Annotated in this window: 21 protein-coding genes; 10 read left to right on the top strand and 11 right to left on the bottom strand. The window is 46.8% G+C overall.

The genetic code is table 11. The annotated features are described in order from the left end of the window. Window positions 1–94: 94 nt before the first annotated feature. The 3 genes from J8N69_RS10325 to J8N69_RS10335 all read right to left on the bottom strand — a co-directional run bounded on the left by J8N69_RS10325 (window position 95) and on the right by J8N69_RS10335 (window position 3,535). Entirely contained in the window at window positions 95–1,888 is a 1,794-nt protein-coding gene (locus J8N69_RS10325; protein ID WP_168824352.1) for a GGDEF domain-containing protein, read from the bottom strand. A 467-nt stretch (window positions 1,889–2,355) separates the two neighbouring features. After that, window positions 2,356–2,538, bottom strand: a complete 183-nt coding sequence (locus J8N69_RS10330) for an RSP_7527 family protein (protein ID WP_168824354.1) — start codon at window positions 2,536–2,538, stop codon at window positions 2,356–2,358. Window positions 2,539–2,644: 106 nt separating this feature from the next. Further along, window positions 2,645–3,535: a helix-turn-helix domain-containing protein gene (locus J8N69_RS10335; protein ID WP_168824356.1), complete on the bottom strand. Its 891-nt coding sequence runs from the start codon at window positions 3,533–3,535 to the stop codon at window positions 2,645–2,647. A gap of 236 nt (window positions 3,536–3,771) precedes the next feature. Between J8N69_RS10335 and pobA the strand changes: the two genes are divergently transcribed. From pobA to J8N69_RS10355, 4 genes are all read left to right on the top strand, one after another. Beyond that, entirely contained in the window at window positions 3,772–4,977 is a 1,206-nt protein-coding gene (gene pobA / locus J8N69_RS10340) for a 4-hydroxybenzoate 3-monooxygenase (RefSeq protein WP_168824358.1), read from the top strand. 309 nt (window positions 4,978–5,286) lie between these two features. Continuing rightward, window positions 5,287–6,318 carry a TRAP transporter substrate-binding protein gene (locus tag J8N69_RS10345; RefSeq protein WP_168824360.1) on the top strand — a complete coding sequence of 344 codons (1,032 nt, stop codon included), beginning with the start codon at window positions 5,287–5,289 and terminating at the stop codon, window positions 6,316–6,318. 47 nt (window positions 6,319–6,365) lie between these two features. Then, on the top strand, window positions 6,366–6,875 hold the full coding sequence (locus J8N69_RS10350; RefSeq protein WP_168824362.1) for a TRAP transporter small permease: 510 nt from the start codon (window positions 6,366–6,368) through the stop codon (window positions 6,873–6,875). Next, window positions 6,872–8,158 carry a TRAP transporter large permease gene (locus tag J8N69_RS10355; RefSeq protein WP_168824364.1) on the top strand — a complete coding sequence of 429 codons (1,287 nt, stop codon included), beginning with the start codon at window positions 6,872–6,874 and terminating at the stop codon, window positions 8,156–8,158. Before J8N69_RS10350 ends, J8N69_RS10355 begins: the two co-directional genes overlap by 4 nt. A gap of 155 nt (window positions 8,159–8,313) precedes the next feature. Here J8N69_RS10355 and J8N69_RS10360 read toward each other — a convergent pair whose 3' ends face one another. From J8N69_RS10360 to J8N69_RS10395, 8 genes are all read right to left on the bottom strand, one after another. Beyond that, a complete protein-coding gene (locus tag J8N69_RS10360) occupies window positions 8,314–9,345 on the bottom strand; it encodes an LPP20 family lipoprotein (RefSeq protein ID WP_168824366.1) in 1,032 nt (343 codons plus the stop codon). A 2-nt stretch (window positions 9,346–9,347) separates the two neighbouring features. Further along, complete coding sequence (locus J8N69_RS10365; protein WP_168824368.1) at window positions 9,348–9,974, bottom strand: penicillin-binding protein activator LpoB; 627 nt, start codon at window positions 9,972–9,974, stop codon at window positions 9,348–9,350. 54 nt (window positions 9,975–10,028) lie between these two features. Further along, window positions 10,029–11,723, bottom strand: a complete 1,695-nt coding sequence (locus tag J8N69_RS10370) for a hypothetical protein (protein WP_227803868.1) — start codon at window positions 11,721–11,723, stop codon at window positions 10,029–10,031. Between the two features lie 249 nt (window positions 11,724–11,972). Further along, on the bottom strand, window positions 11,973–12,452 hold the full coding sequence (gene secB, locus J8N69_RS10375; RefSeq protein WP_168824372.1) for a protein-export chaperone SecB: 480 nt from the start codon (window positions 12,450–12,452) through the stop codon (window positions 11,973–11,975). A gap of 24 nt (window positions 12,453–12,476) precedes the next feature. Further along, window positions 12,477–12,731, bottom strand: coding sequence for a glutaredoxin 3 (gene grxC, locus J8N69_RS10380; protein WP_168824374.1), 255 nt, complete (start codon window positions 12,729–12,731; stop codon window positions 12,477–12,479). Between the two features lie 6 nt (window positions 12,732–12,737). Beyond that, window positions 12,738–13,157: a rhodanese-like domain-containing protein gene (locus J8N69_RS10385; RefSeq protein WP_227803869.1), complete on the bottom strand. Its 420-nt coding sequence runs from the start codon at window positions 13,155–13,157 to the stop codon at window positions 12,738–12,740. Window positions 13,158–13,381: 224 nt separating this feature from the next. Further along, window positions 13,382–14,185, bottom strand: coding sequence for a DUF1338 domain-containing protein (locus J8N69_RS10390; RefSeq protein ID WP_168824377.1), 804 nt, complete (start codon window positions 14,183–14,185; stop codon window positions 13,382–13,384). A gap of 97 nt (window positions 14,186–14,282) precedes the next feature. Next, entirely contained in the window at window positions 14,283–15,152 is an 870-nt protein-coding gene (locus tag J8N69_RS10395; protein WP_168824379.1) for a LysR family transcriptional regulator, read from the bottom strand. Between the two features lie 195 nt (window positions 15,153–15,347). Between J8N69_RS10395 and amaB the strand changes: the two genes are divergently transcribed. From amaB to J8N69_RS10425, 6 genes are all read left to right on the top strand, one after another. Continuing rightward, complete coding sequence (gene amaB / locus J8N69_RS10400) at window positions 15,348–16,892, top strand: L-piperidine-6-carboxylate dehydrogenase (protein WP_168824381.1); 1,545 nt, start codon at window positions 15,348–15,350, stop codon at window positions 16,890–16,892. 79 nt (window positions 16,893–16,971) lie between these two features. Further along, a complete protein-coding gene (locus J8N69_RS10405; RefSeq protein WP_168824383.1) occupies window positions 16,972–18,243 on the top strand; it encodes an NAD(P)/FAD-dependent oxidoreductase in 1,272 nt (423 codons plus the stop codon). Window positions 18,244–18,625: 382 nt separating this feature from the next. Continuing rightward, on the top strand, window positions 18,626–19,579 hold the full coding sequence (locus J8N69_RS10410; protein ID WP_168824385.1) for a LysR substrate-binding domain-containing protein: 954 nt from the start codon (window positions 18,626–18,628) through the stop codon (window positions 19,577–19,579). Between the two features lie 63 nt (window positions 19,580–19,642). Further along, window positions 19,643–21,172 (top strand): 2,3-bisphosphoglycerate-independent phosphoglycerate mutase, encoded by a 1,530-nt coding sequence (gene gpmI / locus J8N69_RS10415; RefSeq protein WP_168824386.1) that lies wholly within the window; start codon window positions 19,643–19,645, stop codon window positions 21,170–21,172. Between the two features lie 7 nt (window positions 21,173–21,179). Then, window positions 21,180–22,319 carry a murein hydrolase activator EnvC family protein gene (locus tag J8N69_RS10420; protein ID WP_168824388.1) on the top strand — a complete coding sequence of 380 codons (1,140 nt, stop codon included), beginning with the start codon at window positions 21,180–21,182 and terminating at the stop codon, window positions 22,317–22,319. A 68-nt stretch (window positions 22,320–22,387) separates the two neighbouring features. Beyond that, window positions 22,388–23,662 carry a S41 family peptidase gene (locus J8N69_RS10425; RefSeq protein WP_168824390.1) on the top strand — a complete coding sequence of 425 codons (1,275 nt, stop codon included), beginning with the start codon at window positions 22,388–22,390 and terminating at the stop codon, window positions 23,660–23,662. The last annotated feature ends 35 nt before the right edge of the window (window positions 23,663–23,697 follow it).

Raw genomic sequence — 23,697 nt, forward strand, 5'->3', positions numbered from 1 at the left:
CCTATTGTTGCCTGTCTTAAGAGTAAAGAGGGTTTATGACAGATGTGTGAGGCCTTTGTGACAAGTTAACTTGAAAAAACCGGATTACAGCGTATTAGGCGGAATGGTGGGGGCGAGTGTGTAGTTTGTCGATATCGACAGGGGGATGCGTTGGCTGAAAATACACAATATTGCCGCCTTGTTGTTTGGCCGAATTTTTGGCGTGGGCGGCCATTTCTGCAACTTGGTGATGGTTGTTGGATTGCTCTGGATCTGGGTGCACGACGCCAATGGCTAGGCTGAGTATTGGGTGAAAACGCATTTCGCCGTGACGGCTTTTTGTCCATACGCCGCCTTCTGCTAGGGTGTCATCACTGTAGAATGCTCGTATTTTTTGGGCGAATGTCTGCAGAATCATGTCACATTGATGTTGCCAATCTGGGCTACCGAAAATCACCACAAAATCGTCGCCCCCAATGTGACCGATAAAGTTATTGTCCGGAGCGACCCATTCTTTGATCAAGGCACCAACGAGTTGAATGACGGCGTCACCTTTTGAATAGCCGAAAAAATCATTGAAAGGTTTGAAGTCATTGAGATCAAAGTACGCCACGTAAAAATCTTCTTTGGCTAATAGGCGTCGGCTTACTTCCCAATGTATTGGGACATTGCCTGGCAATAGCGTGAGGGGATTTGAGTAGGTGGCGTTTTGTATTTTTAGTTCGGTGATGCGCTTTAATAAGTCTCTAAGATGGCCGGTGCCAATAAATTTACCTTCTCTAACGATGATGATTTCGTTGTTTATCGTATCGGATTCTTGGTCTGTCATTAATGTCGAGACATTGGACAGCCCGACGTTGCTTTCGACAATAAGTACATCATCGCTCAGTAGGTTGATGACGGGTTTGTGTTCGTATAATGCGCGACCGTAAGGCGTGGAAAACAGTTCATGTAACTGATTGCGCCGTACCACTCCCAATGGCTCGCCATGGGGGTTGAGTATGGGAATGGCGATGAGGTCGGGTTGTTTTCTAAAATATTGCGCCGCGTCTTCGAGTAAGTCGTTTTCGAGCAAACTGGGGGTTGGGCGGCACAGGGTTTGTACGGTTTCAGAGTGGTCTATTTGAAACTGCGAGCGCCTTTTGGCTTGTTTCACTAAATATGGATGGGTTGAAAATGCCGGGTGTTCTGTCGGGCGCCCTAGAAAATACCCTTGTCCGAGTGTGACGCCGATGGCAATTAATTGGTCGAGTTCTTGTTGCGTTTCGATGCCTTCGGCGATGAGTGTGCAGTTCAGTCGTTGGGCAATGGTGACAATAGAGCGAACAAACTCGCGTTTAATTTCATCTTTGTCGACGCCGGTAATAAAGTGCTTATCTATTTTGACAATGTCTGGTTGTAGTTCAGACCACAGTTGTAACCCTGAATATCCAACACCTAAGTCATCGATGGCGACTTGAAAGCCCATTTTTCGATAATGCTCCACACTGTTTCGGGATAAGCCGTTGTGGTCATAAGGGTGTTGTTCGGATAGCTCAATGACGATGTCTTTTTGATCCAGTCCAAGCTCTTTTAAGATGGCAAGTGTCATGCCTGATTGGTGGTCTGGGGACGCCAATAACGAAGCGCTGACGTTAAGAAAAAGTCGGCCTTTTAATGACAGTTTGGCGAATTTAGACAGGGCTTTTTCACGGCAGAGAAGTTCTAATTTGTGCAGTTTTTCTTCTTTTTGCGCCAGCGTAAACAGTGGGTCTGGGGAGAAGAGGGGAGAGTTCATTGGACCGCGAGACAATGCTTCGTGCCCATATATTTCACCGTTGTTGAGGTTATAAATGGGTTGAAAATACGGCGTAATTAACGCGTTTTTAAGTATTTTCTCAAGCAAGTCGCGGTCGTCTATTTGGCTCATTTCGTCTCAAATATAGTCAGGGTGAGTGGATGTTGTTGAAAGGATTTTATGTCGTATTTATGACACTTTCATGACGTGTGATTTTTGATCTAGAGGGAATCGACTCTAAGGCGGTCAAATAAAATGCAGTAGAAGAAAAAGGGGTAACCATGGCAGCGAGCGGATTGGTAAGAGCGGGATGGTTTGTTGATTTGGATAGTTTGTTGATTTGGATAGTTTGTTGATTTGGATAGTTTGTTAGAGCGGGGTGGTTTGTTGGTTTGGATACTGAAGAAGCCCCCGTTACCGGATCGATTTGTTATTTTTGCCTTTCGATCTTCGGGAACATTGGGGCCTTAGCGTCAGGAGGGTATTTGTCTCGACCACGGTTGTTAGTGCGTTTGATTATGCAAAACAGCAAAAGCGACAACGGCAGTAAAAAAGCAAATAAAGTGACGTAAAGGTTTGTGAAAAATAAAACGCTGATCTTAGTGCTGAGAAGCCGATTTTAGTGGGCGACTAGCGGTAACATTGGCAAAAAATGCTTTAACGTTTGCTGTCATTTTCTTGATTAGAGCGGTGAAGTAAGCACGACGTAATTCGTAGGCTTTTTCCACATAGTAATCAGTGTCAAGGTTGCCAAAAGTATCGTATTTCATCTCGTTTTTCATAATGATTCTCCTATCAAAATAAGTCATGGTTGACGCTGTTTATAATAGGGCTCAGCTAATGAATCGGCAAACGATCAATTTTCAGCTGATAGGTTAGAAAAATTCATCAAATCGCGGGCTGGTTGCTCAATGCACGAAATTTTCCCGGCGGGACGCCTGTTGAGCGCTTAAAAAAACGTGAGAAGTAGCCCGGGTCTTTAAAGCCCAAATCGTAACTTATTTCTTCTACTGAACGGGCGGTATAAATCAGGCTGCGCTTTGCTTCGAGTAAGACTCGGTCATGTATTAGTTCTAGTGTGCTTTGGTTAAACGCGGTTTTACTGAGGCGGTTTAAGCGGCTGATCGAGGTGTTTAGTTTCTCTGCGTATTGATGGCTGGTCCAATGTTCTCGGTAGTGTTTTTCGATCAGTTCTTTGAGCTGTTGGGCTTGGCTAAGTTCGGTTTTATTGGTGTTGGTGACCGCGTCATTTGCCTGCTGGCGGTGTAACAATAATAAAATGGCTTTGATGAGATATTCGCTCATTAAGGCGCGCCCTTCACGAATAATAGCTGACTCACGTTCAAGTTGTTGGATGAGCGGCCAAAGCTCAGAAAAAACAGTGCGGTGCGCATTAAAATCGATATAACACGCTTGGCTAAGCAAGGGTTGAATGAATTTTGCAGACTTTTCCTTGTAGACATCTTCAAGCAAGGGCTCTGCAATGCTAATGACGCGCCCGTCGGTCTCTGGCGCGAAACGAAACCCATGTACTACCCCGGCTGGCACAATAATCGCCCACGCCCCGCGCAGCCGATACTGCTCAGCGTCGAGCTGCACATTGACTTCACCGGCCTTTAAAATAAGTATTTGAAAAAGCTGTGCATGTCGATGTGGGTTTATTTTCCAACCTAGGTCTCCGCTGCGCGATTCTATGTCTTCAATATGGAAAAACTCTGGATCATTGATCCAGCTGGATTCACCATAAAGGCCAAAGTGAGGGATGTTGAGGTGTTTCATGGGCTCTTCTTACTGTGGTAAATGAACAAATTATACTGTGCTAAATAGACAAGTGACTGTGTTAAAAAGACAAGTAACTGTGTTTAAAAGGCAAATAACTGTGCTAAATAAGCAAAAAGTACAATTTTTTGATGAAAAATAACCTAACGTATTCTGCCTGAATCTCTCATTATTATGGGTACTAGATGCCATTTTAGCTATTGGTATTGGACAATAACAATAAATCGGAGAGAAGCATGAAAACACAAGTTGCGATTATTGGTGCCGGCCCATCAGGTCTATTACTGGGTCAATTGTTAGCCAAACAAGGCATTGAGAACATTATTATTGAACGGGTGTCAGGCGAGTACATTCTTGGGCGTATTCGTGCTGGTGTGCTTGAGCAGGGCATGACGGATTTGCTGCGCGAAGCGGGCGTTGGCGAGCGCATGGACAGAGAAGGTCAAGTGCATACCGGTGTTGAGTTGGCCTTTAACAACAAACGTGTGCAGATCGAATTAGAAAAGCTCACTGGCGGTAGCACTGTGATGGTGTATGGCCAAACGGAAGTGACACGTGATTTGATGGAAGCACGCGCCGGTGCGGGTTTAACCACTTATTACGAATCCAGCAATGTGGAGTTACATGATGTCAAAACCGATGCGCCTTATGTGACTTTTGAACAGAACGGCGAGCAACACCGATTGGATTGTGACTACATTGCGGGTTGTGATGGTTTCCATGGCGTATCGCGTCAAACCATACCCGAGTCGTCGCGTAAAGAGTTTGAGCGTGTCTACCCGTTTGGTTGGTTAGGGGTGTTGTCTGACACGCCACCGGTCAACCATGAGTTGATTTATTGTAAGACAGATCGCGGTTTTGCTATGACGAGTATGCGTTCGGCAACGCGCTCGCGTTATTATCTCCAAGTGCCGTTGACCGATAAAGCGGAAGATTGGAGCGATGACGATTTCTGGACAGAGCTAAAACGTCGTCTTCCTGACGATGTGGCGGCCAAGCTAGTGACTGGGCCAAGTATTGAAAAAAGTATTGCGCCACTGCGGTCTTTTGTCTGTGAACCGATGCAATACGGTCACTTATTTCTGGTTGGCGATGCGGCGCACATTGTTCCGCCAACGGGAGCAAAAGGGCTGAATTTAGCGGCGTCTGACGTGGCGACCTTGTATAAAGTGATGACACGGGTTTACAAAGAAGGCGACAAAGGCTGTATTTCTCAGTACTCAGACATTTGCTTGCGTCGTGTTTGGCATGGGGAGCGTTTCTCTTGGTGGATGACCAGTATGCTGCACGACTTTGGTCAGGGCGATGTTCATGATACTGACGCTGCGACGCATGAGAAATTTATGAGCTCAGAATTGAATTTCTACACCGACACCGAAGCTGGGCGTCGTATCATTGCGATGCAATATGTTGGCTTGCCTTACGAAGATTTGAGCAAATAAACTGTTTTGAAAACACTTTATTAGCAAAAAATGAACCTTGTTTGTTTTTTTGCTAATAAAAGTGATTTCATTTTTATTTATTAAATATCAATATTTTATATGCTATTTTGAATTTTATCTGATCTTTAAGAACGCTTCGTTTCTTTAAAAAAACGCTGTCGCTATCCAATTTTTCAATACCTTGGATTTATAATCAATTACCTTTTTGAAGATTAGGTTGCTAGTCTTCTTTAAGTATAGTGGTCGCAAGCATCCTGTGATCAGTGTGAACAATGAGATAAAAACAACAAAGCTACTTTGGAGTCGATTATGATAAAAATAATGAAGCACGCCGCTATCACGGCCGTTGCTGCTTCCGCTATTGTTAGTGCGCAAGCAAATGCATCCGCAGAGTATACTTTGCGTTTCAGTCATTTCTTTCCCGAGGTGTCAGGCCCAAGTAAAGGTCTATTTCAAAAATGGGCCGAGGCGGTCGAGACAGAATCAAACGGACGTATTGATGTACAAATTTATCCCTCTAGTACGTTAGCCAAGTCACCGGCTCAATATGATGCAGTGAAAAGCCGTATTGCCGATGCGTCGGTTGCGGTCCAAGGTTATACCGCAAACCGTTTCCCTTTGACGCAGATTGTTGAATTACCTGGTGTGACTCAAAATGCCGCTCAAGGCTCTTGTATCGTTCAGTCTTTATACGATGAAGGTCTGATTACGAGCGAATACCGCGAAACCAAACCTCTTTTCATGTTTACACATGGTGCGGGCGCGATTCATACGGTAGACAAAGAAATTAATACGCCAGAAGATTTAGCGGGTTTACGTATTCGTCGTCCAACCGCGGTGGTCGCAAAATTGCTTGAAGGTTTAGGAGCACAGCCTGTTGGCATGCCAGCACCTGATGCGTATCAGTCTGCTCAGCGTGGTGTCATTGATGGGGTTTCGTTGCCGTGGGAAGGTCAATATACCTTCCGTCTTAATGAGTTAACCCAACATCATACTGAGGTCGGTGGTCTTTATACATTGGCCTTTGTGATGTCGATTAATAAATCTTTCTATAACAGTTTGCCTGCGGATCTTAAAGAAGTCATCGATCATAACTCCGGTATGGAGTGGGCGAAAAAAGCGGCAGTGGTATTTGATGACTTAGATACTAACGGCCGTACTCAAGCCATTGAAATGGGCCATAAAATCAATGTTATTGAGGGCGGTGCCGAGAACCCTCTATGGAAACCTGTGCTTTATCAGGCAACAGAAGATTATTTGAACGAGTTACAAGAGAAAGGCTTACCGTCTTATAAAGTCTATGCTCGTGCTGTTGAATTGTCTCAGTCAGCGTGTCAATAACGTTATTTCGTTAAATGTTTCGAGTAGAGGCAGTTGGAGAGATTTAAATGAAGGTGATAGCTCAAATAGTCGAGCGTATAACCCATGGAATGCACCTATTGGGCGGGTTTTTCTTAATCGCAATGATGGTGGTTACCCTGTGGGATGTGTTTACCAGAGGTCTTTTTACCATGACGGATGGATCTGTTGATTGGACCATTCTAGGGGGAATCGAGTTGGTAAAATACAGTCTGCTATTTACTGTGCTCTTCATTTTGCCTCACTCTGTTAGCCGTTCTCAGGTCATTGTTGACCTGTTTACGGAGCGGCTTCCAGCAAGAAGCAAAAGAGTATTAGAAGCCATCTACATGTTCTGCTTTGGTTTGATGGGTGTTGGTATGAGTTACGGTTTTTATCATTTGGTGGATGAGGCGGCGATGAGTTATGAAACCACTCAGGATTTGTTGATCCCATTAACCTATTTTTATGGTGTCGCGGCATTTGCCACGGCCATGCTCGCGGTATCTGCCACAGTGCATACGCTTCAATTATTAGTTTGCAGGAAGACAGCGTCATGAGTACATCAATGATCGGCATCATTTGTATTGCTGCCATGTTGTTATTAATTGCACTGCGTGCGCCCGTTGCATTAACTATGGCGTTGGCAGGTTTTGTAGGTTTTGGTTGGATTGTTGCATTTGATCCTGCGGTTTCTATATTGGCAAGTGGCCCGTTTGAAACCCTGTCTAATTACAGTTTTAGCCCTATTCCGATGTTTATTTTGATGGGGGTGTTTGCGTCAAAAGCGAGGATGTCGCAAGAGCTTTTTGATGGCTCAAGGGCAATGTTTGGTAGCTGGCGAGGCGGAATGGGATTGGCCGCGGTTATGTCTTGCGGTATTTTCTCGGCGATTTCCGGCTCTTCTATGGCGACAGCTGCAAGCATGTCTCGTGTAGCATTACCTGAAATGGAAAAAAATGGCTATGCACCGACTTTGGCAACAGGGGTTTTGGCGGCTGGTGGTACATTGGGCATCATGATTCCGCCTTCTATTGCCTTGCTCTTGTATGCCTTGATTACGGAACAATCTGTTGGCGATATGTTTATTGCTGGCATGGTGCCTGGTTTGCTTGGCTTGGTAATGTATGGATTGACTGTGGCGGTACTTGTTAGCGTTTTTCCGAATATTGCACAACCGGGTCAGGCGACGACCTTAAAGGAGAAATTGCTTGGGTTAAAAGGTTTAGTGCCTTTTACTGGGGTTTTTGTATTTATTATTGGTGGGATTTACACTGGTTGGTTTACCCCAACAGAAGCATCGGCGGTGGGCGCTGGCGCAACACTAGTGATCGCCTTGTTTCGTGGCATGCGTTTTGAGCAATTTAAAGACGCCGTTGGTGAAACCTTAGTCATGTCTGCGATGATCTTCTTTATGATCATTGGTGCGGAGATTTTTGGCTACTTTTTATCTGTATCGCGTATTTCTTTTTCATTGGTCGAATATGTCGACAGTCTTCAGCTTAGCCCTTATATGATCTTATTGTGTGTGTTGATTATCTTCATGCTGCTAGGTTGTGTGATGGACAGTATTGCCATGTTGTTGCTGACTGTGCCCGTGGTGTATCCATTAATTGAAGCGGCGGGTTTTGATCCCATTTGGTTCGGGATTGTGGCGGTTATTACGGTTGAACTCGGTTTGATTACACCGCCTGTCGGAATGAACGTCTTTGTTATTAAGTCGGTGGCCCCGCATATCTCCATTGGGGACATGTACAAAGGCGTCATGCCATTTGTGATTGCCGATTTATTGCGTCTGGCCTTGATCGTTGCTTTTCCGTTCCTTGCAATAGGATTGCTGTAAAAATAGCGCTATTGCTGTCTTTAGAAAACAAAAAACGGCCCTATTGATTAGGGCCGTTTTTTTTATCAAATTAATAGCATCTAGACTTATCAATTAATTGCTTAGGGTAAATACCTCGCCCCTTGGGGCGGGTTATTTATTAGTATCTAGAGGCTTTAATCTAAACGCGTCAACCAGGTAAACAGGGCTTCAATGGCTTGATTCGACCAGTTGACGGTGGCTTTTTCTTGCGCGCTGGTGAGGCTTTTGCCAATGCCTCTGGCGCTGACGCTCCAAGAGGCTAGGCGCGAACCCGTTGGGGCGATGAGTTCTAGGGTGCCGTCTTCAAAGGCGTAAAAGCGTCCGTCTTGTGTCTCATGGTGCTGTACGGTTCGGCTGTTAAGCAGAAAGAGTGAGTCGCTTTTTGGGGTGAGACCATAATGCGAGAGGGCGCTGGCAAGGGCGTCGGCCTGTCTTGTTTTCGATGCGTCAAAACCATAACTGCTCAGCGCTTGGTTGAGACGTTGCTCTGTGTGTTGAATATCGGCATCCGCTTTGCCTAGGGCGCTTCTTTGTGTTGAGTAGAGGTTGAGTTCGTCTTGATACGATTGGCGTTGAGCAAAATAGGGAATCAGCCGCATATAAGTCTGCCAATCTTGCGGTGCCGCTGGGTGTGCTTCTGTTGTTGCGGTTAGCAAGCCTGCCTGCGTGCGAATCATCTCGTCGGTGTCACGAATTGCACCTTGTAGTTTGGCAATAATGCGGCTGCGATCAAGGGATTGTAGGGCGTAAACATAGTTTTTCCCAGTGAAGCGTTTTTCGTTTATCGCTTGTTCCAGCTCAATCGGTGACGTTGTCACTTGCGTATAGGCGGTGGCTATTTTCGATACTTGTTCTTCGCCTTGTCCCGATCGTACTTGCGTGTCTTGGGTATTGGTTTGGCTAACTTGAGTACGTAGCTGTTGTGCGATTTGCGCATTGCCATTTTGCTCGGCTTGAGTGAAGGCTAAGGCGATATTTTCAATCCGTGGTGCGCTGCCAACGCCATACAAATGCGTGTTACTTTGTGGCGGAGACGATACCCAATCGGGCATCGTCTCTTCATTTTGAGCGGTTTGGGTATCGATGATTGAACAGCCCGCCAAACTGAGCAATAGCCCAGTCAGCATCAGGCTATTGAGTACCGAAGGAAGTGCAGAGAGTTTCATGGTTAGAAAAAGCCTTTATCTGCCAATTTTTTGATTTTCTTCTGACCGTTCCAGACTTCACGGTTGGTGGTCATGTCGATCAATTTCAAATCGACTTGATAGAAGCTCACTCGTTGGTCGCCATTGGAGTCGACAATTGAGTTGATGGTGCCAGACAGTGCAAACCCAGCGCCTTGTTCTAGACCAAATTTAGCCACGGTATCGGGTGCCGCGTTGAGTTCTTGCTCTTCACGTTCTGTGCGAATGTCGTCTCGTTCCGCACCGGAAACAACAAAGTCGACTTTGCCCGCGCGTAAAAGGCTGCGTTTGATGTCGTTAATGAAGGTATCAACCGGAATGTGCTCAGAGGTTTTGTTGCGAATGGTTTGAACAATAACCGTCGGGTTGCCTTTGTTGCTGAAATTGTAGTCACGGAACCAAGGGAAGGTGAGCATGTCGCCCATCATTTCTTCTGCCACGAGGCGTGAGTCTGTGTCATTCCAGCGGTCAGACAACATGACGTCTTCGTTGCTGTCTAGGCGCTTAACGCTGCCGGAACAAGCGGTTAATAACACGGCCATAGAGAGGGCGACTAATCCCTTCCAGGAGAGAGAAATCAAATTAGACTGTTTAAGTGTGCCAATGCGCATGATATTTTCCTTACGTCCGTTTTAGCCTGATGCCAAGCCGTTAGTGTAATCAATTTAATAGGGATTGCGTAGATTCCAAACTTTAATTTTGTTGGCTTCTAGAGTGACCTTGCCAAGCGAGAACACATTTTCATTTACTTTATAGGTTGGTGTGTAGTCTCCAGGAGAGAGCGGTTCTCGTGTTAATCTGACTTGGGCTGGCAAGGTTAGCCAGTTTCGCGTATCGGCGGCAGAAGAGGCAAAGACCGCTACTTGGCCAATAAGGTTTAAAATCAACGCCGCATTTTGATCCTGCACATTGGAGGATACCTGATACGCTAACCAGCTGCGTAACAGTTCCCTTACTAAGCTTTCGTAAATATCCCTTTGTGCTTGTGCGAGTTGTTCTTGTAGTGCAATGTCCGCCAGCGAGGTCATAGTCAAACCACGGGTAATGGTAGGATGATCGACCTTGGTGTTTTTCGTTGTCTGGTTGAGCTGTAGGGTCGGTTGGTGTTGATCCAAGGTAAAGCGTTGATAATATGGCACGGTGACACGTACCACTTGCTCGGTTAGCAATGTATCGACCTTGCTTGAACTGAGCTGTTGCCAAGCGGGGCGTCCAAGAATCACGCGCTTGGTGAAAATACCGGAAAATGTGCCCCATGCGCCGCCTGTTTTATAGTTGGCAATCAGGTTCAGTGGGTTAATGTCGGCATACACCATGGTAAACCAGCGAAAAGCATCGTTTGCGGCTTGTGTTCCACCGCCATGCAGCGGCTCAAGCACCAAAGAATAGGCGTTTGGATCGGCATACAACAATACCGTCATTTCACTTTTATCAGGAATAAAACCTTGGTGTTCCAAAATCACTAACTCGGCATCGCCTTTCTGGTATTGCTTGAGGGTTGTTTGCATTTCTGCTGAAAGCTGGGTGTCGATTTGTCGTTGAATCTCTCTGTGATTGTAGCCGCCTTTTTGCATCATACGAATGACATCTAACCAAGCGCGCTCTGCGGTGACACTGGGTAAATCGTACTGTTTGGCGTAGCCATCTTGATAAAGGTTGGCGGCTTTTTGATAGCTGATTCGAGCGTCGTCGTAGTCGCCGCTTATTTCGTACTGCAAACCTTCCAGGTAACGAGCCCAGGCATCATCCCGATAGAGAAATTTGTCGGTGTCGCGTCCACCAGTGTAAAAATCGCCTAACCAACTTAATGCTTTCAGGTAGAAAGCTTGGTTTTCTTTGGCGTTGAGGTCTTGATAACTGGGGTTTTGCGCACGAATTTCATTGAGTTTAATATCAATGCGGCGTACTTCGACTAAAGCGGCATCGTTTAATTGGCGTTTTTTGGTGAGGGTTGATTCTTGCTCCGCCAAGGCCAAATAATTTAATGATTTAAGGTAGCTGATGTAAACGCGCTCCATGCCGCTACCGCGATAATCGCTTTGCCTTGGGTTGCTTAGTAACGCCCAAGAGCGGTTGGAGAAGTTGTCGGGGAAAAAGGTGTCGCTTAACCTTTCAGCCTGTTCTAGCAGCGCATTACTGCGCTCGAAGTCGCCTTGATTTTGGGCAAGGGCGCCGATTTCCATGTAATAGAGTAGTTTGTCTTCGGGGCTATCTAATATGCCCTCGAGCTTACTTTCAGCGCCTTTCCAGTCGCCTTCTTTTGCTAAGCTTAATCCAGCATCAATGTCTTGTTTGTACGTGGCGCAACCCGTCAGAAAACTCAAAGCCACTAGGAAAATGCTCGACTTTAAAGTGTGCAAGGCTCTCATTACATTCCTTTCTCTAAGAATTGGTGGACGATGAGTACGCCGAGTAAGGCAAAACAACCGAGATAAAGAATCAGCCAGCGGGCTTTTAGACAATTCGGACAAGGTTTCTTTTTCTTTTTCATCACAGTTCCATTTTGACGGATGATTTTAGAATGAGGCGGTGTCCTTATTATGCAACAAAAAAAAGAGGCGTCGCCTCCTTTTTTATTGTTTTGAATCGTTTTGGTCACTCAATAGGGTTTACTGAGTGGTTTCCGCTTGTTGTTTTTGCAAGCTTTCAACGTACAAGGCATCAAAGTTGATGGGGGCCAACATAACGGCTGGGAAGCTGCCTTTAACAATCACTGCATCGATGTTTTCACGAGCGTACGGGAATAACGTAGCAGGGCAGAAAGCACCTAAAGCGTGATGCAATTGCTGGTCATCAAGACCCGAAATAACAAACAAACCACCTTGTTGGACTTGCACTAGGTAGCCGGTGTTGCCATTGTTTTTTACCGTTACAGTGATTTCAAGCACGACTTCATAAACACCTTCACCCACTTGACGGCTTTTAGTGTTTAATTCTAAGCCAATCTCCGGCTTCCACTCTTCTTGGAAAATCATGGGTGAACGAGGAGATTCAAACGAAATGTCTTTTAAAAACACGCGCTGCATAGAAAGTTGTGGCGTTTGAGCTTCTTGTGTTTGAGCTTCTGGTGTTTCAACTGCGTCGGACATGTTGGTTCCTTTTTGTTAATGTTTTTATTGGGCCAGTAGAGTGTCTAATTTATGTTCACGTTCAAGGGCGTAAAGATCGTCACAGCCGCCAACGTGTCGCTCACCAATCCAAATTTGTGGGACAGTATGACGACCACTCTTTTCCATCATTTGTTGGCGTAACTCGCGCTCTCCATCAACCCGAATTTCATTAAAGGCAATGTTCTTTGCCGTTAATAGTTGTTTTGCTCTAACACAAAATGGACAGTAGTCGCTTGAGTAAATGGTCACAGTGGCCATGTTTAATTATCCTTTAACCAGTGGCAGGTTAGAAGATTGCCATTCCGCAATGCCACCTTGAAGTTTGTATATTTTACTAAAGCCTGCTTTTTTCAAGTCTTTAGCGCTGGCGCCAGAGGTCACACCAGATTTGCAAACAATAATAATGGGGGCGTCTTTATGTTTCTCAAGACGGTTCATGTTGTCTTTCATTTTAGTCGCAGGAATGTTCAGTGCGCCTGTAATGTGGCCCGTGTTGAACTCTTTCTCGGGACGAATATCGACAACAACAGCGTCTTCGCTATTCATTAGGTTAGTCGCCGCAGAAGGCGTGAGCCCTTGGGCGCCGCCCTTGCTTTCAACAAAAAGTAGTGTGGCAAGAATCGCAATAAAAACAGCGACCATTTCCCAGTGGTTGATAGAAAATTCAATAAGTTGGTTCATCATAATCGTAAAGCCCATATTTAAACTGCGAGCATTATACACGGCCAGCAGAATCGGTACAGACTCTCAGGCGACTAGTTTGGCTCGTCACAGTACTCAAGGGTTTTTAGCATAAAAATTTCAGCGTCGAAAAGTGTCCAGGATCGAAGGCGATGATTCTTACCTAGCAGACGGGCACAAAAAACGAGCCACTTGGGCTCGTTATCGTCTTTTCATTGGCCGGATCGTTACTTCGCGCTGGTGGAGTCGAAGATTTTGTCGGCGTTGCCTTCGATAAAGCTGTCGAACAGTTTGCCATCTGGCATGGTGTGGCGACGGGCGAATTCATAAAAGCAGCTGGGGATGGTTTTTTGTTTGCCATCGGCGAAAGTGTAGTTGACCTTGTCGGCCATGGTTGATGACTGCTCTAAAAACAGTTCTGGTGAGCCTTTGACCAAACCTCCCACTTGGTTTAGTGCGTAACCCTCGTTTTGCAGCAAGGTGTTTACTGCTTCAATGGTCGGGAAGGTCGTCAAGTGGTTGATGCTGACAGTGAAGTGGTTGGCTTGTAACCCCATAGTCGATAACCAAGCGGCGTATTCGCTGTGCTCGGCTAAGGCAAGGTATTCGTCTTCGGTTGGCGTCTGCCATAATTTACCCGCCCAAAAAATCGCCGGTGTTTGCACGGCATCGGCAGGAATTTGTGCGATAAACTTGCCAATAATCTCTTGGCAGTTGGCGGGTAGCTCTTCTACTAATAATTCCGACAAAAAGACCTTCGGCGAGTCCACATCCGTTTGATGTTGGTAACAACGGGCTTTTAGGTGTTTGTTTTCGAAGCGAAACGCGCCATAAGCTTTATAGCCAATGGCTTCTAATTGCGCTTCCAGCTTCTCTAAGGAAATCGGTGAGTTGTTAAAGGTGCGAAAGGCAACGTGATCGTTCAGGACGTTTTCGCCATGGCTTTTAAAAAGTTGCTGAATACGCTGAGCCTGTGGCGTGATGGTGGTGTAGTGATCCCATAAGGATGCGAAAAAGTCGGTTGGTTTCATAAGATTTCCTGCCATAGTGTCGGATCGATTTAGTTACTGTAGTGCAGTAATTAGCGGTAATGCAAAAGGTAAAAACGCACCTTGTGATGCGTAAAAGTTATGCGACTCGTATATCGGTTGGGTTTTTATTGACCAACAGCTGCTGCTTGGCAGTTAGAATCGTATTGATCAGATGCGCCGGAAAACTGCGCTCTTTTTTGTGTGCCAAGCCTACCATGCGTTTTAGTTTGACATCGTTTAGGGGGCGTAAACACAGGTCATTGCGTCCCCGAGCGGAGTGTTCTGGAATCAAAGAAATTCCCAATCCCGCCGCAACCAAATCTAGCGCGTATTCTTCGGTTTTTACCTGAGCACGAACGTCTGTGGTGAGTTCTTGCTTCTGCATTAAATAGTTCCATGATTCCAAAATGTCACATGGGGTCCGTGAAATGAAGGGCTGTTTGTCTATTTGCTTGATCGACACCGAGGGGAAATCCGCCAGCCAATGATCTAGTGGCATGGCGATCACATAGTCGTCTTCCCAAAGTGGGTAAAACACATCTTCTTCTGTGGTGTAGCGCTGGCAGGTAAAACGTAAGTCGGCGCTTTCGGATTCATCGACTAGCTTTAAGGTCAGCCCGTGCACTTCGTCTAACATGGTTTTGATCACTTGACTGATTAACGCGCCAGACAAAAATGGCGTCAAGGAAATAGACAGCGCCAGCGGTGTGGGTGTGTCGCTGAATAAACTGCGCATGGCGCTGAGGTCGCTGACCATTTTGCAGGCGTGAGGATAGAGTTGTGAACCGCTGTCGGTAGGCGATACGCCTTTTGAATGGCGCACAAAGAGTTTCGTGCCTAGGTCATCTTCTAATTGCGAAACCGTGGTAGAAATAGAGGGTTGTGCAACAAAACAGCGTTTGGCGGCGGCGCTCAGACTGCGCTCTTCGTAAACGGCAATAAAATAACGTAGTGATCGAATGTCCATCTGTGTGCTCTTTTAATAGGCAGCTCTTTTGAGGATCGTTTTTTGCGCTCCTTTCTAATATACCTATGGGGCGTTTGTCTGGCTATAGGTAAAAACTAGACCACTGGCAGGAAAACGGTATTTCTCATTCTAATCTGGGCTGGTTAAGGTGAAGGAATGCTTGCACGATTTATTAGATAAATTTTAGAGGTTCATATGTCACTTACTTGCTTAGAAACACTCGGCGTTAATACGCTAAAACAAGGCGATACCTTTTACAGTGTATTAACCGGCAACACGCTTGCTTTGGGTGAAGGCAGCACTTTTTCCGCTCACAGTCCAATTGACGGGGCCGTATTGTCGACCTTTAACAATGCCACGCCTGCGCAGCTAGATAAGGTTAATGCAGAATTACAAGACGCGTTTAAAGTATTGCGTACTATTCCTGCGCCACGTCGCGGTGAGTTGGTGCGTCGTATTGGTGACGAAGCACGTAAGTACAAAAATGAATTGGCACAGGTCATTTCGTTGGAAGCGGGTAAAATTGTGCCGGAAGCCTTGGGCGAAGTGCAAGAGTGGATCGACGTGTGTGACTTTGCTGTGGGTCAGTCTCGCATGTTGCACGGTTTGTCTATCGTCTCTGAGCGTCCTGGCCATCGCATGATGGAACAATGGCATCCACTGGGCCCTGTTGCGGTGATTACCGCGTTTAACTTCCCTATGGCGGTGTGGGCTTGGAATACCATGCTGGGGCTCGTTTGTGGCGACCCTGTGTTGCTTAAGCCGTCTGAAAAAGCGCCGTTGTGTGCCTTGGCCATGTATCAGATCGCACAAAATGTCATTGCCGATATGCCAGATATTCCAAAAGCGGCCGTGTCTGTGATGATAGGTGATCGAGATCTTGGTGAAGCGATTGCCGCGAGCGAGACCTTCCCGCTGGTATCGGCGACGGGTTCTACGGTCATGGGTCGTGCAGTGGCGAAAACCGTGGCAGGCCGTTTAGGTCGTTCTTTGTTAGAGCTTGGCGGCAACAACGCAATGATCGTCTCGGATACAGCGGATCTAGATCTTGCGTTGCGGGCGATTGTATTCTCTGCAGCAGGTACGGCGGGTCAGCGTTGTACCACATTGCGTCGCTTGATTACCCATGAAGCCATTGTGGACGGCTTGGTTGAGCGTTTGGCAAAATCTTACGGTTCGCTTCGTGTGGGTAGCCCAATAGTGGAAGGCAATCTTGTCGGACCATTAATTGACGAAGGCAGCTTTAATCGTATGCAAGCGGCCTTAGAAACCGCGAAAAAACAAGGTGGTGAGATTGTCTGTGGTGGCGAACGTGTCACCGAAGGCGTGCCTGCTGGTGGGTTTTATGTGCGTCCAGCCATTGTGCGTATTGCTCACGATGCGCCAATTGTCCATGAAGAAACCTTTGCACCTATCATGTATGTGTTGACTTACAAGACGTTTGAGGAAGCGATTGACATTCAAAACGAAGTACCACAAGGCTTGTCTTCTGCGGTTTTCACAGAAAGCATGCGTGAAGCCGAAATGTTTATGTCGCCAGCGGGTTCTGATTGCGGTATTGCTAACGTTAACATAGGTACGTCTGGTGCGGAAATCGGCGGCGCGTTTGGTGGCGAAAAAGAAACCGGCGGCGGCCGTGAGTCAGGATCGGATGCGTGGAGAAACTACATGCGCCGTACCACCAACACCGTCAACTACGGCGGCGACTTGCCATTAGCACAGGGCATTGTTTTCGAATAAGTTTTTCTTTAAACAATCCAATAGGCGGGTTGTATCTCGCCTATTGTCGTTTTTATCCGCTTCCTTGTGAGGTCGTCTTATGTCTGAAAAAGTCTGCAACTCTTTATGGCGTGCCAGTGCGCCCGCTGCGCCGCTATTGTCGCCCCTTGAAGAGCGTGTTGATGTGGAGGTGGTGATTGTTGGCGCGGGCTTTACCGGTCTGTCGGCGGCCTTGCATTTGGCTAAATTTGGCATTTCTGTTGCTGTGATTGAAGCTCAAGAAGTGGGCTTTGGTGGATCAGGTCGTAATGTCGGTCTGGCGAACGCTGGCGTTTGGCTGGAGCCAGATCAACTGGATAAAACCATCGGGCCAGACGCGGGCCGTGTCATGTACAAGGCCTTGGCGGCGGCACCAGATGTCGTTTATGGTTTAATCAAAGAGTACGATATCCAGTGTGAGCCCGTTCGCAATGGCACCTTGCATGCAGGCGTTGGTAAAACTGGTTTAGCGCAATTGCAGCGCCGTTATGAGCAAATGAAAAAACGTGGTGCGCCCGTTCAGCTTTTGGATGCCGCAGAAGCGCAAGCGCGTATTGGCTCAAGCAAATTCAACTCGGCGTTGTTTGATCCGCGTGCGGGAACCATACAGCCCTTGGCGTATGCTCGAGGGCTTGCTCATGCGGCCATCAAAGAAGGCGCTCGGCTTTTCGATTATTCGCCCGTAAGCAAGATTGAACCGACGGAAAACGGTTGGATTGTGTCTACCGATAAGGGTCAGGTGCACGCTGAAAAAGTGATTCTGGCCACCAATGCCTACAGTGAATTTGGTGTCAAAGAGCAAGCACGTAAGTTTGTGCCGATCTTTTATTCTCAATTGGCGACCAAGCCGTTAAGCGAGGTGCAATTGGCCAGTGTGTTACCTAATAAAGAGGGCGTTTGGGACACTTGTACCGTGATGAGTTCATTTCGCTTGGATCAGCAAGGTCGCCTAGTGTTTGGTGGTATGGGCGGCGAGGGCAGTGTGCTGTCAAATTGGGCAACCCAGCGCGTTACCGAGTTATTTCCGATGTTAAGCAAGGTTGAGTGGGATTACTGCTGGACAGGAAAAATTGCCTACAGCGAAGACCATTTGCCCCATTGTCAGCAATTGCAAAAAGGGCTGTTTAGTGTGGCCGGTTACAGTGGCCGAGGAATTGGACCCGGTACTGTAGTGGGTGTGGAGTTGGCAGAATGGCTTTCGGGTCGAAGAGACAGTTTGTCGATACCGACTACTGTGCTGAGAGATATTTCTTTCAGAGAGCTGAAGCGTTTATTTTATGAAGTAGGTGCTCATACTTATCACCTCGGGCAACAGTCTCATGCTTTGGAGTAGTCCGTCGATCTTGGTCGTGCTTTAGCGCGTCAAGGTTTTTGGTTTGGTGTTATCGGGCTTTTGACGGCCTATAAGGCCGACAAAAAACAATATAAATCAACCAATTGCAGGCTAAATAACGTCACACGCCTGATTACGGTCGTACCTCCCTCATCAGGCCTACAAAACTTCCCCAACCTTCGCTGACAACCTTTAGCGACAGCCTCCTTCGAGGGAATGACACACTGATATCTCGCCCCTTGGGGCGGAGTTATTCATTTGCTTGTCTATAACGCATCTTTATGGTGCGTTTTTTGTTTTACTGGTTGGGAATAAGCGTGTTATAGGATACAGTGATTGTCTTCTTTTTTGTCTTTTCATTATGTAAATGAGTAACGTCACCATGCGCCGTTATATCCCGTCGTCAACTGCATTAAAATGTTTTGAAGCCTCGGTCCGACATCTGAGCTTTACCAAGGCGGCGGAAGAGCTGCATCTCACTCAAAGCGCCGTTAGTCGCCAGATTCGTAACCTTGAAGAGTTTTTGTCACGAGATTTGTTCATTCGTCTTAATAAACGTTTGGTCTTAACGGGCACTGGGGCGGCGTATTACAAAGAAGTGGTGCCTTTATTGGATGGCATGGAAAACGCCTGTTTACGTATGTTGCATCGAGAAGACGAAAAAACCACCTTGACCCTATCTGCGCTGCCTACTTTGGCGTCTTATTGGCTAATGCCCTTGCTGGCTGAATTTCAATTGGCGCACCCTCAGTTTCAAATTAAAGTTCGTTCATTGGATGATGCGGCGAAGATCGACCCTGAAAGCATCGATATTATTTTGCATTATGGTGGTGATCATTGGCCGCGGGCGATTTCGCATCAATTGATGAAAGAGAGTGTGGTTGCGGTTTGCTCAGCGGAATTATTGACTCGTATTGGCGACAAGCCATTTGATGCGTGGAAGGTTGAAGATGTCACCTCATTCCCTTTCTTGCATTTATCTTCTCGCATTAACGCTTGGCCGGATTGGATGGTGGCGCAAGGGCTGGAAAGTGGCTCTTTTGCGGGGGCGTCGTTTGCGCATTTTCACATGTTGTTGGAAGCGGCGAAAAACAGCATGGGCATTGCCATTATGCCGACGATATTAGCCGAACGGAGTTTAAATAATGGCGAGCTGGTGGCGCCGTTTGGTAAGGCTGTGGCGACGCCTCATGAATATCTTTTGTCCTACCCTATGGATAAAGCCGACCTTGAACCCGTGGTGATTTTTCGCGACTGGTTGTTGGCAAAGCTCAGTAGTCGCGAAAAGGTTTCTATTAGTGAAATTAATAGTCCGAATAGCCTCGCTAGTCTGTAATTAAATTACAAGCCTGTGATAGTATCTAATGATATTCATGATCAAGTTACGGGATAGATTAACATGAACAAAAAAACCACCGCCCTCTTCATTCTTGACGGATGGGGATACAGTGAAACCTCTACATCGAACGCTATTGCCGCGGCAAACACACCAAACTGGGATGCATTGTGGGCCAATCACCCGCATACGCTGATTAAAACCTCTGGCTTAGCGGTGGGTTTACCCGAAGGTCAGATGGGTAACTCGGAAGTAGGCCATATGAACTTAGGCGCAGGTCGAGTGGTTTATCAAAACTTTACTCGCATCGGTAAGGCCATTGAAGACGGTTCGTTCTTTGAAAACGAAGCCCTTGTTAATGCGGTCGATAAAGCCGTCAGTGCCGGTAAAGCGGTGCATATTTTAGGCTTGTTGTCTGATGGTGGCGTTCACAGTCATCATGAACAAATCATGGCGATGTGTGAATTAGCCGCAAAACGTGGTGCGAAAGCCGTTTATGTACATGGTTTTACCGATGGTCGTGACACGCCACCGCGTTCTGCCAAAACCCCTGCGGCGGCGTTAGACGCTAAACTTGCCGAATTAGGTGTGGGTAAAATTGCGACCTTAACGGGCCGCTATTTTGCCATGGACCGTGATAATCGTTGGGATCGGGTGCAAACCGCTTATGATGCCATTGTATTAGGCAAGGGTGAGTTTCAAGCGGCGACCACAGAGCAGGCGATTCAAGCGGCCTATGACCGTGACGAAAACGATGAGTTTGTCAAAGCGACCGTGATTGGTGACTCTGTTCCCGTACAAGATGGTGATGCAATTATTTTCGCTAACTTCCGCCCTGATCGTGCGCGCCAATTAACCCGTGCTTTCACCGATGCCGATTTTGATGGTTTTCCTCGAGCTGTTTACCCAACGCTAGCGGCGTTTGTGACCTTTACTGAATTTGCTTCCGATATTAAAGCGGGTGTGGCTTTTCCTCCTGTTGCACTCAGCAATACTTTTGGTGAAGTGTTGGCGAAACAAGGCAAGAAGCAGTTGCGTATTGCCGAAACGGAAAAGTACGCCCATGTCACCTTTTTCTTTAATGGTGGCGAAGAAGCCTTATTTGATGGCGAAGAGCGTGAGTTAATCCCTTCCCCCAATGTCGCAACGTACGATCTGCAGCCAGAAATGAGTGCGCCAGAAGTCACAGACAAGCTGGTTGAAGTCATTAATGCGGGCAAATACGACACCATTATCTGTAACTTTGCCAACGGCGATATGGTGGGTCACAGTGGTATTTTTGACGCGGCGGTGAAAGCGGTTGAAGCCGTGGATGCTTGTTTAGGTCGAATCATTGAAGCTTTGCAAGCGAACGGCGGTCAATGCTTGATCACGGCGGATCATGGCAACGTAGAGCAGATGCTTAGTGATGACGGGTCTCAGCCTTTGACCTCTCATACCATTGGGCCAGTGCCTCTGGTGTTGTTCACGCCGACGCAAGGATTAGGCATTAAAGAAGGCGCCTTGTGTGATCTTGCGCCGACTTTGCTTGATATGATGGGCATGGAAAAACCAGCAGAAATGACAGGTGTGAGCTTGCTCACACGAGCATGAGGCGGGCATGATCCGACTATATCGTGCTTTTCTTTTGTGTTTTTTGCTGCTGCCCAGCCTAGGCTGGGCAGCGGGAGAGCCGCAAACACCAGAAGAGGCAAAACAGCAAATCCAAGCCTTGCAAAAAGATTTGCAGAAGCTTAATGGCTGGTTAAAAGAGGTGAAATCTGAACGATCAGGCGTTGAAAAGCAGCTTGAAGTCCGGGAAAAGGACATCCAAGAATTGCTGAAAAAAATCCAGAGCATCCAAGAAAGCCTTAAAAAAGGCGATAAACAGCTGGGAGAGCTCACTATCCAGCAGCGGTCTCTCCAGCTGAGTATTCAGCAACAACATACACAAATAGCCGCCCAATTAAGGGCGGTTTATCGTTCTGGTAAAGAAGAAAATATTAAGTTGCTACTAAATGGTGACAGCTCAGAAGAAGTACAACGTTTGGTGCAATATAATCGATATTTTTCCACCGCTAGGCAGTCGTTGGTGAATGGCTTTGTCACTGAGGTCAGCGATCTCAATTTAGTTGAAAAAAGCATTCGCAGCCATCGAGCCCAACAAGCCAAAGAAGAAAATCAATTAAAGGAAGAGCGGCGTCTGCTGGTCAATCAACAAGCAGAGCGCCGAAATATATTAGTGAAGCTTGATAAAGACTTAGCGCAAGGTGACAAACGTGCTAAGCAATTATTACAAGACCAGCAAAATCTACAAACCATGCTGCAGCGCTTAGAAGAAGCGCTGGCGGATATACAAATCCCCGATCAAGACGTGCCTTTTTCCTCTTTACGTGGCAAGCTTGTTCGCCCTTTAAACGTGCTCTCTACTTTGCCATCTGCAGGCAGTGTTAACTTGGGTGGCGTCACTTTGCGAGCGAAAGAAGGTGAGCCAGTTCATGCGATATTCTCTGGTCGAGTGGTGTTTTCGGACTGGTTGCGAGGGTTTGGTTTTTTACTTATTTTAGACCATGGTGATGGCTATATGTCATTATATGGTTACAACCAAAGTTTATTGAGAGAAGTTGGAGAATGGGTAGCGGCGAATGATACTGTGGCCACGGCAGGCAGTTCTGGTGGTCGTCCAGATGCCGCGTTGTTTTTCGCCATTCGCCACAATGGCACGCCGTTAAAACCTCTCTCTTGGGTCAACGCTGGGTAGCTTATTATGGCCGTTACCCCACATAACACACTCAGTCTGCGGCGAGTAAAAAAGTCATAGGAAGAAAGATGATCAATATTTTGCGTCAACGAATGCCCATTTTATGTCTGCTGTTGTTAGCTCAACCGGCTTTCTCGGCCGATACTCAACCGGCATCCAAATTGCCGACGGCTGAGATTCAATCTTTTGTCGAAACCTTTGAAACCATACGTGAAGGTTATGTGGAAACCCTGTCCGATGAAGACATTCTTAATAAAGCATTAAAAGGCATGGTGTCTGGGCTTGATCCGCACTCTGAGTATTTTACTAAAACGGAATTGGTGGATTTTAACGAGCTGACGTCTGGCAATTATGCGGGCATTGGTGTCGAAGTAGAAATGAAAGACAACCGCCTGACGATTGTGACGCCAGTGGACGGCTCCGCCGCCGCGGAAGCCGGGATTTTACCGGGCGATGTAATTATTCGAATCGATAATACGCTCATCACCAATCTTGGTATGCAGGATATTGTGACATTGATGCGCGGTGATATCGGTACCAAAGTGACGTTGGATATTGAGCGCAATGGCGAAATTAAACAATACGAATTGACTCGTCGTCTGGTTGAAGATGAAAGCGTCTCGGTTAAATGGCTTGATGACGGCATTGCTTATTTTCGTATTAGCCAATTTCAAGGCGATAGTGGCGAAGAGCTTAACCAAGCCATCGAGACACTTAAGCAAGAAAAGGAGATTCGCGGTGTGGTGTTAGATTTGCGTAATAATCCTGGTGGCGTATTACAAAGTGCGGTGGTGGTGGTGGATACCTTTATTGATAAAGGCATTATTGTGTATACCGATGGCCGCCATGAGATGTCGAAGAGCCAGTTTGAAGCATCTGGAAAACGTACGCTGTTGCGTGATGTGCCTCTGGTTGTGCTGGTTAACGACGGCTCTGCTTCGGCGTCGGAAATTGTTGCTGGCGCTTTGCAGGATCATCAGCGTGCGGTAATTCTTGGGACTGAAACCTTCGGTAAAGGCTCGGTTCAAACCGTAGTGCCTTTGTCTAATGGCGATGCGGTGAAGCTGACGACGGCGCTTTATTACACCCCAAATGGTCGCTCTATTCAGGCGCAAGGCATCACACCAGACCTGATTGTTCCGCAAGCAACGTTAACTTTTGATAAAGGGCAGTTCTTTGTCAAAGAGGCAGAGTTAAAAGGGCATTTGGGTAATGGTACGGGGGGGAAAGAACGCACCAGTGCCGATGTGTCTTCCGATATTGGTGAGTTGGCAAAAAGCGATTTTCAGTTATTCCAGGCGGTCACTATTCTGAAAACCTTGCCTAAATTAGTGCAGAAATAAAGATCTGTTTTTTACAAACGTATTGTTGGGGTAAC

Source organism: Marinomonas profundi (genome assembly GCF_020694005.1).
In the GTDB taxonomy this organism is placed as follows: domain Bacteria; phylum Pseudomonadota; class Gammaproteobacteria; order Pseudomonadales; family Marinomonadaceae; genus Marinomonas; species Marinomonas profundi.

Bases quoted from the DNA above. Each gene is read 5' to 3' on its own strand.
- J8N69_RS10325 (WP_168824352.1), bottom strand. From the start codon at position 1,888: ATGAGCCAAATAGACGACCGCGACTTGCTTGAGAAAATACTTAAAAAC.
- J8N69_RS10330 (WP_168824354.1), bottom strand. From the start codon at position 2,538: ATGAAAAACGAGATGAAATACGATACTTTTGGCAACCTTGACACTGAT.
- J8N69_RS10335 (WP_168824356.1), bottom strand. From the start codon at position 3,535: ATGAAACACCTCAACATCCCTCACTTTGGCCTTTATGGTGAATCCAGC.
- pobA (WP_168824358.1), top strand. From the start codon at position 3,772: ATGAAAACACAAGTTGCGATTATTGGTGCCGGCCCATCAGGTCTATTA.
- J8N69_RS10345 (WP_168824360.1), top strand. From the start codon at position 5,287: ATGATAAAAATAATGAAGCACGCCGCTATCACGGCCGTTGCTGCTTCC.
- J8N69_RS10350 (WP_168824362.1), top strand. From the start codon at position 6,366: ATGAAGGTGATAGCTCAAATAGTCGAGCGTATAACCCATGGAATGCAC.
- J8N69_RS10355 (WP_168824364.1), top strand. From the start codon at position 6,872: ATGAGTACATCAATGATCGGCATCATTTGTATTGCTGCCATGTTGTTA.
- J8N69_RS10360 (WP_168824366.1), bottom strand. From the start codon at position 9,345: ATGAAACTCTCTGCACTTCCTTCGGTACTCAATAGCCTGATGCTGACT.
- J8N69_RS10365 (WP_168824368.1), bottom strand. From the start codon at position 9,974: ATGCGCATTGGCACACTTAAACAGTCTAATTTGATTTCTCTCTCCTGG.
- secB (WP_168824372.1), bottom strand. From the start codon at position 12,452: ATGTCCGACGCAGTTGAAACACCAGAAGCTCAAACACAAGAAGCTCAA.
- grxC (WP_168824374.1), bottom strand. From the start codon at position 12,731: ATGGCCACTGTGACCATTTACTCAAGCGACTACTGTCCATTTTGTGTT.
- J8N69_RS10385 (WP_227803869.1), bottom strand. From the start codon at position 13,157: ATGATGAACCAACTTATTGAATTTTCTATCAACCACTGGGAAATGGTC.
- J8N69_RS10390 (WP_168824377.1), bottom strand. From the start codon at position 14,185: ATGAAACCAACCGACTTTTTCGCATCCTTATGGGATCACTACACCACC.
- J8N69_RS10395 (WP_168824379.1), bottom strand. From the start codon at position 15,152: ATGGACATTCGATCACTACGTTATTTTATTGCCGTTTACGAAGAGCGC.
- amaB (WP_168824381.1), top strand. From the start codon at position 15,348: ATGTCACTTACTTGCTTAGAAACACTCGGCGTTAATACGCTAAAACAA.
- J8N69_RS10405 (WP_168824383.1), top strand. From the start codon at position 16,972: ATGTCTGAAAAAGTCTGCAACTCTTTATGGCGTGCCAGTGCGCCCGCT.
- J8N69_RS10410 (WP_168824385.1), top strand. From the start codon at position 18,626: ATGCGCCGTTATATCCCGTCGTCAACTGCATTAAAATGTTTTGAAGCC.
- gpmI (WP_168824386.1), top strand. From the start codon at position 19,643: ATGAACAAAAAAACCACCGCCCTCTTCATTCTTGACGGATGGGGATAC.
- J8N69_RS10420 (WP_168824388.1), top strand. From the start codon at position 21,180: ATGATCCGACTATATCGTGCTTTTCTTTTGTGTTTTTTGCTGCTGCCC.
- J8N69_RS10425 (WP_168824390.1), top strand. From the start codon at position 22,388: ATGATCAATATTTTGCGTCAACGAATGCCCATTTTATGTCTGCTGTTG.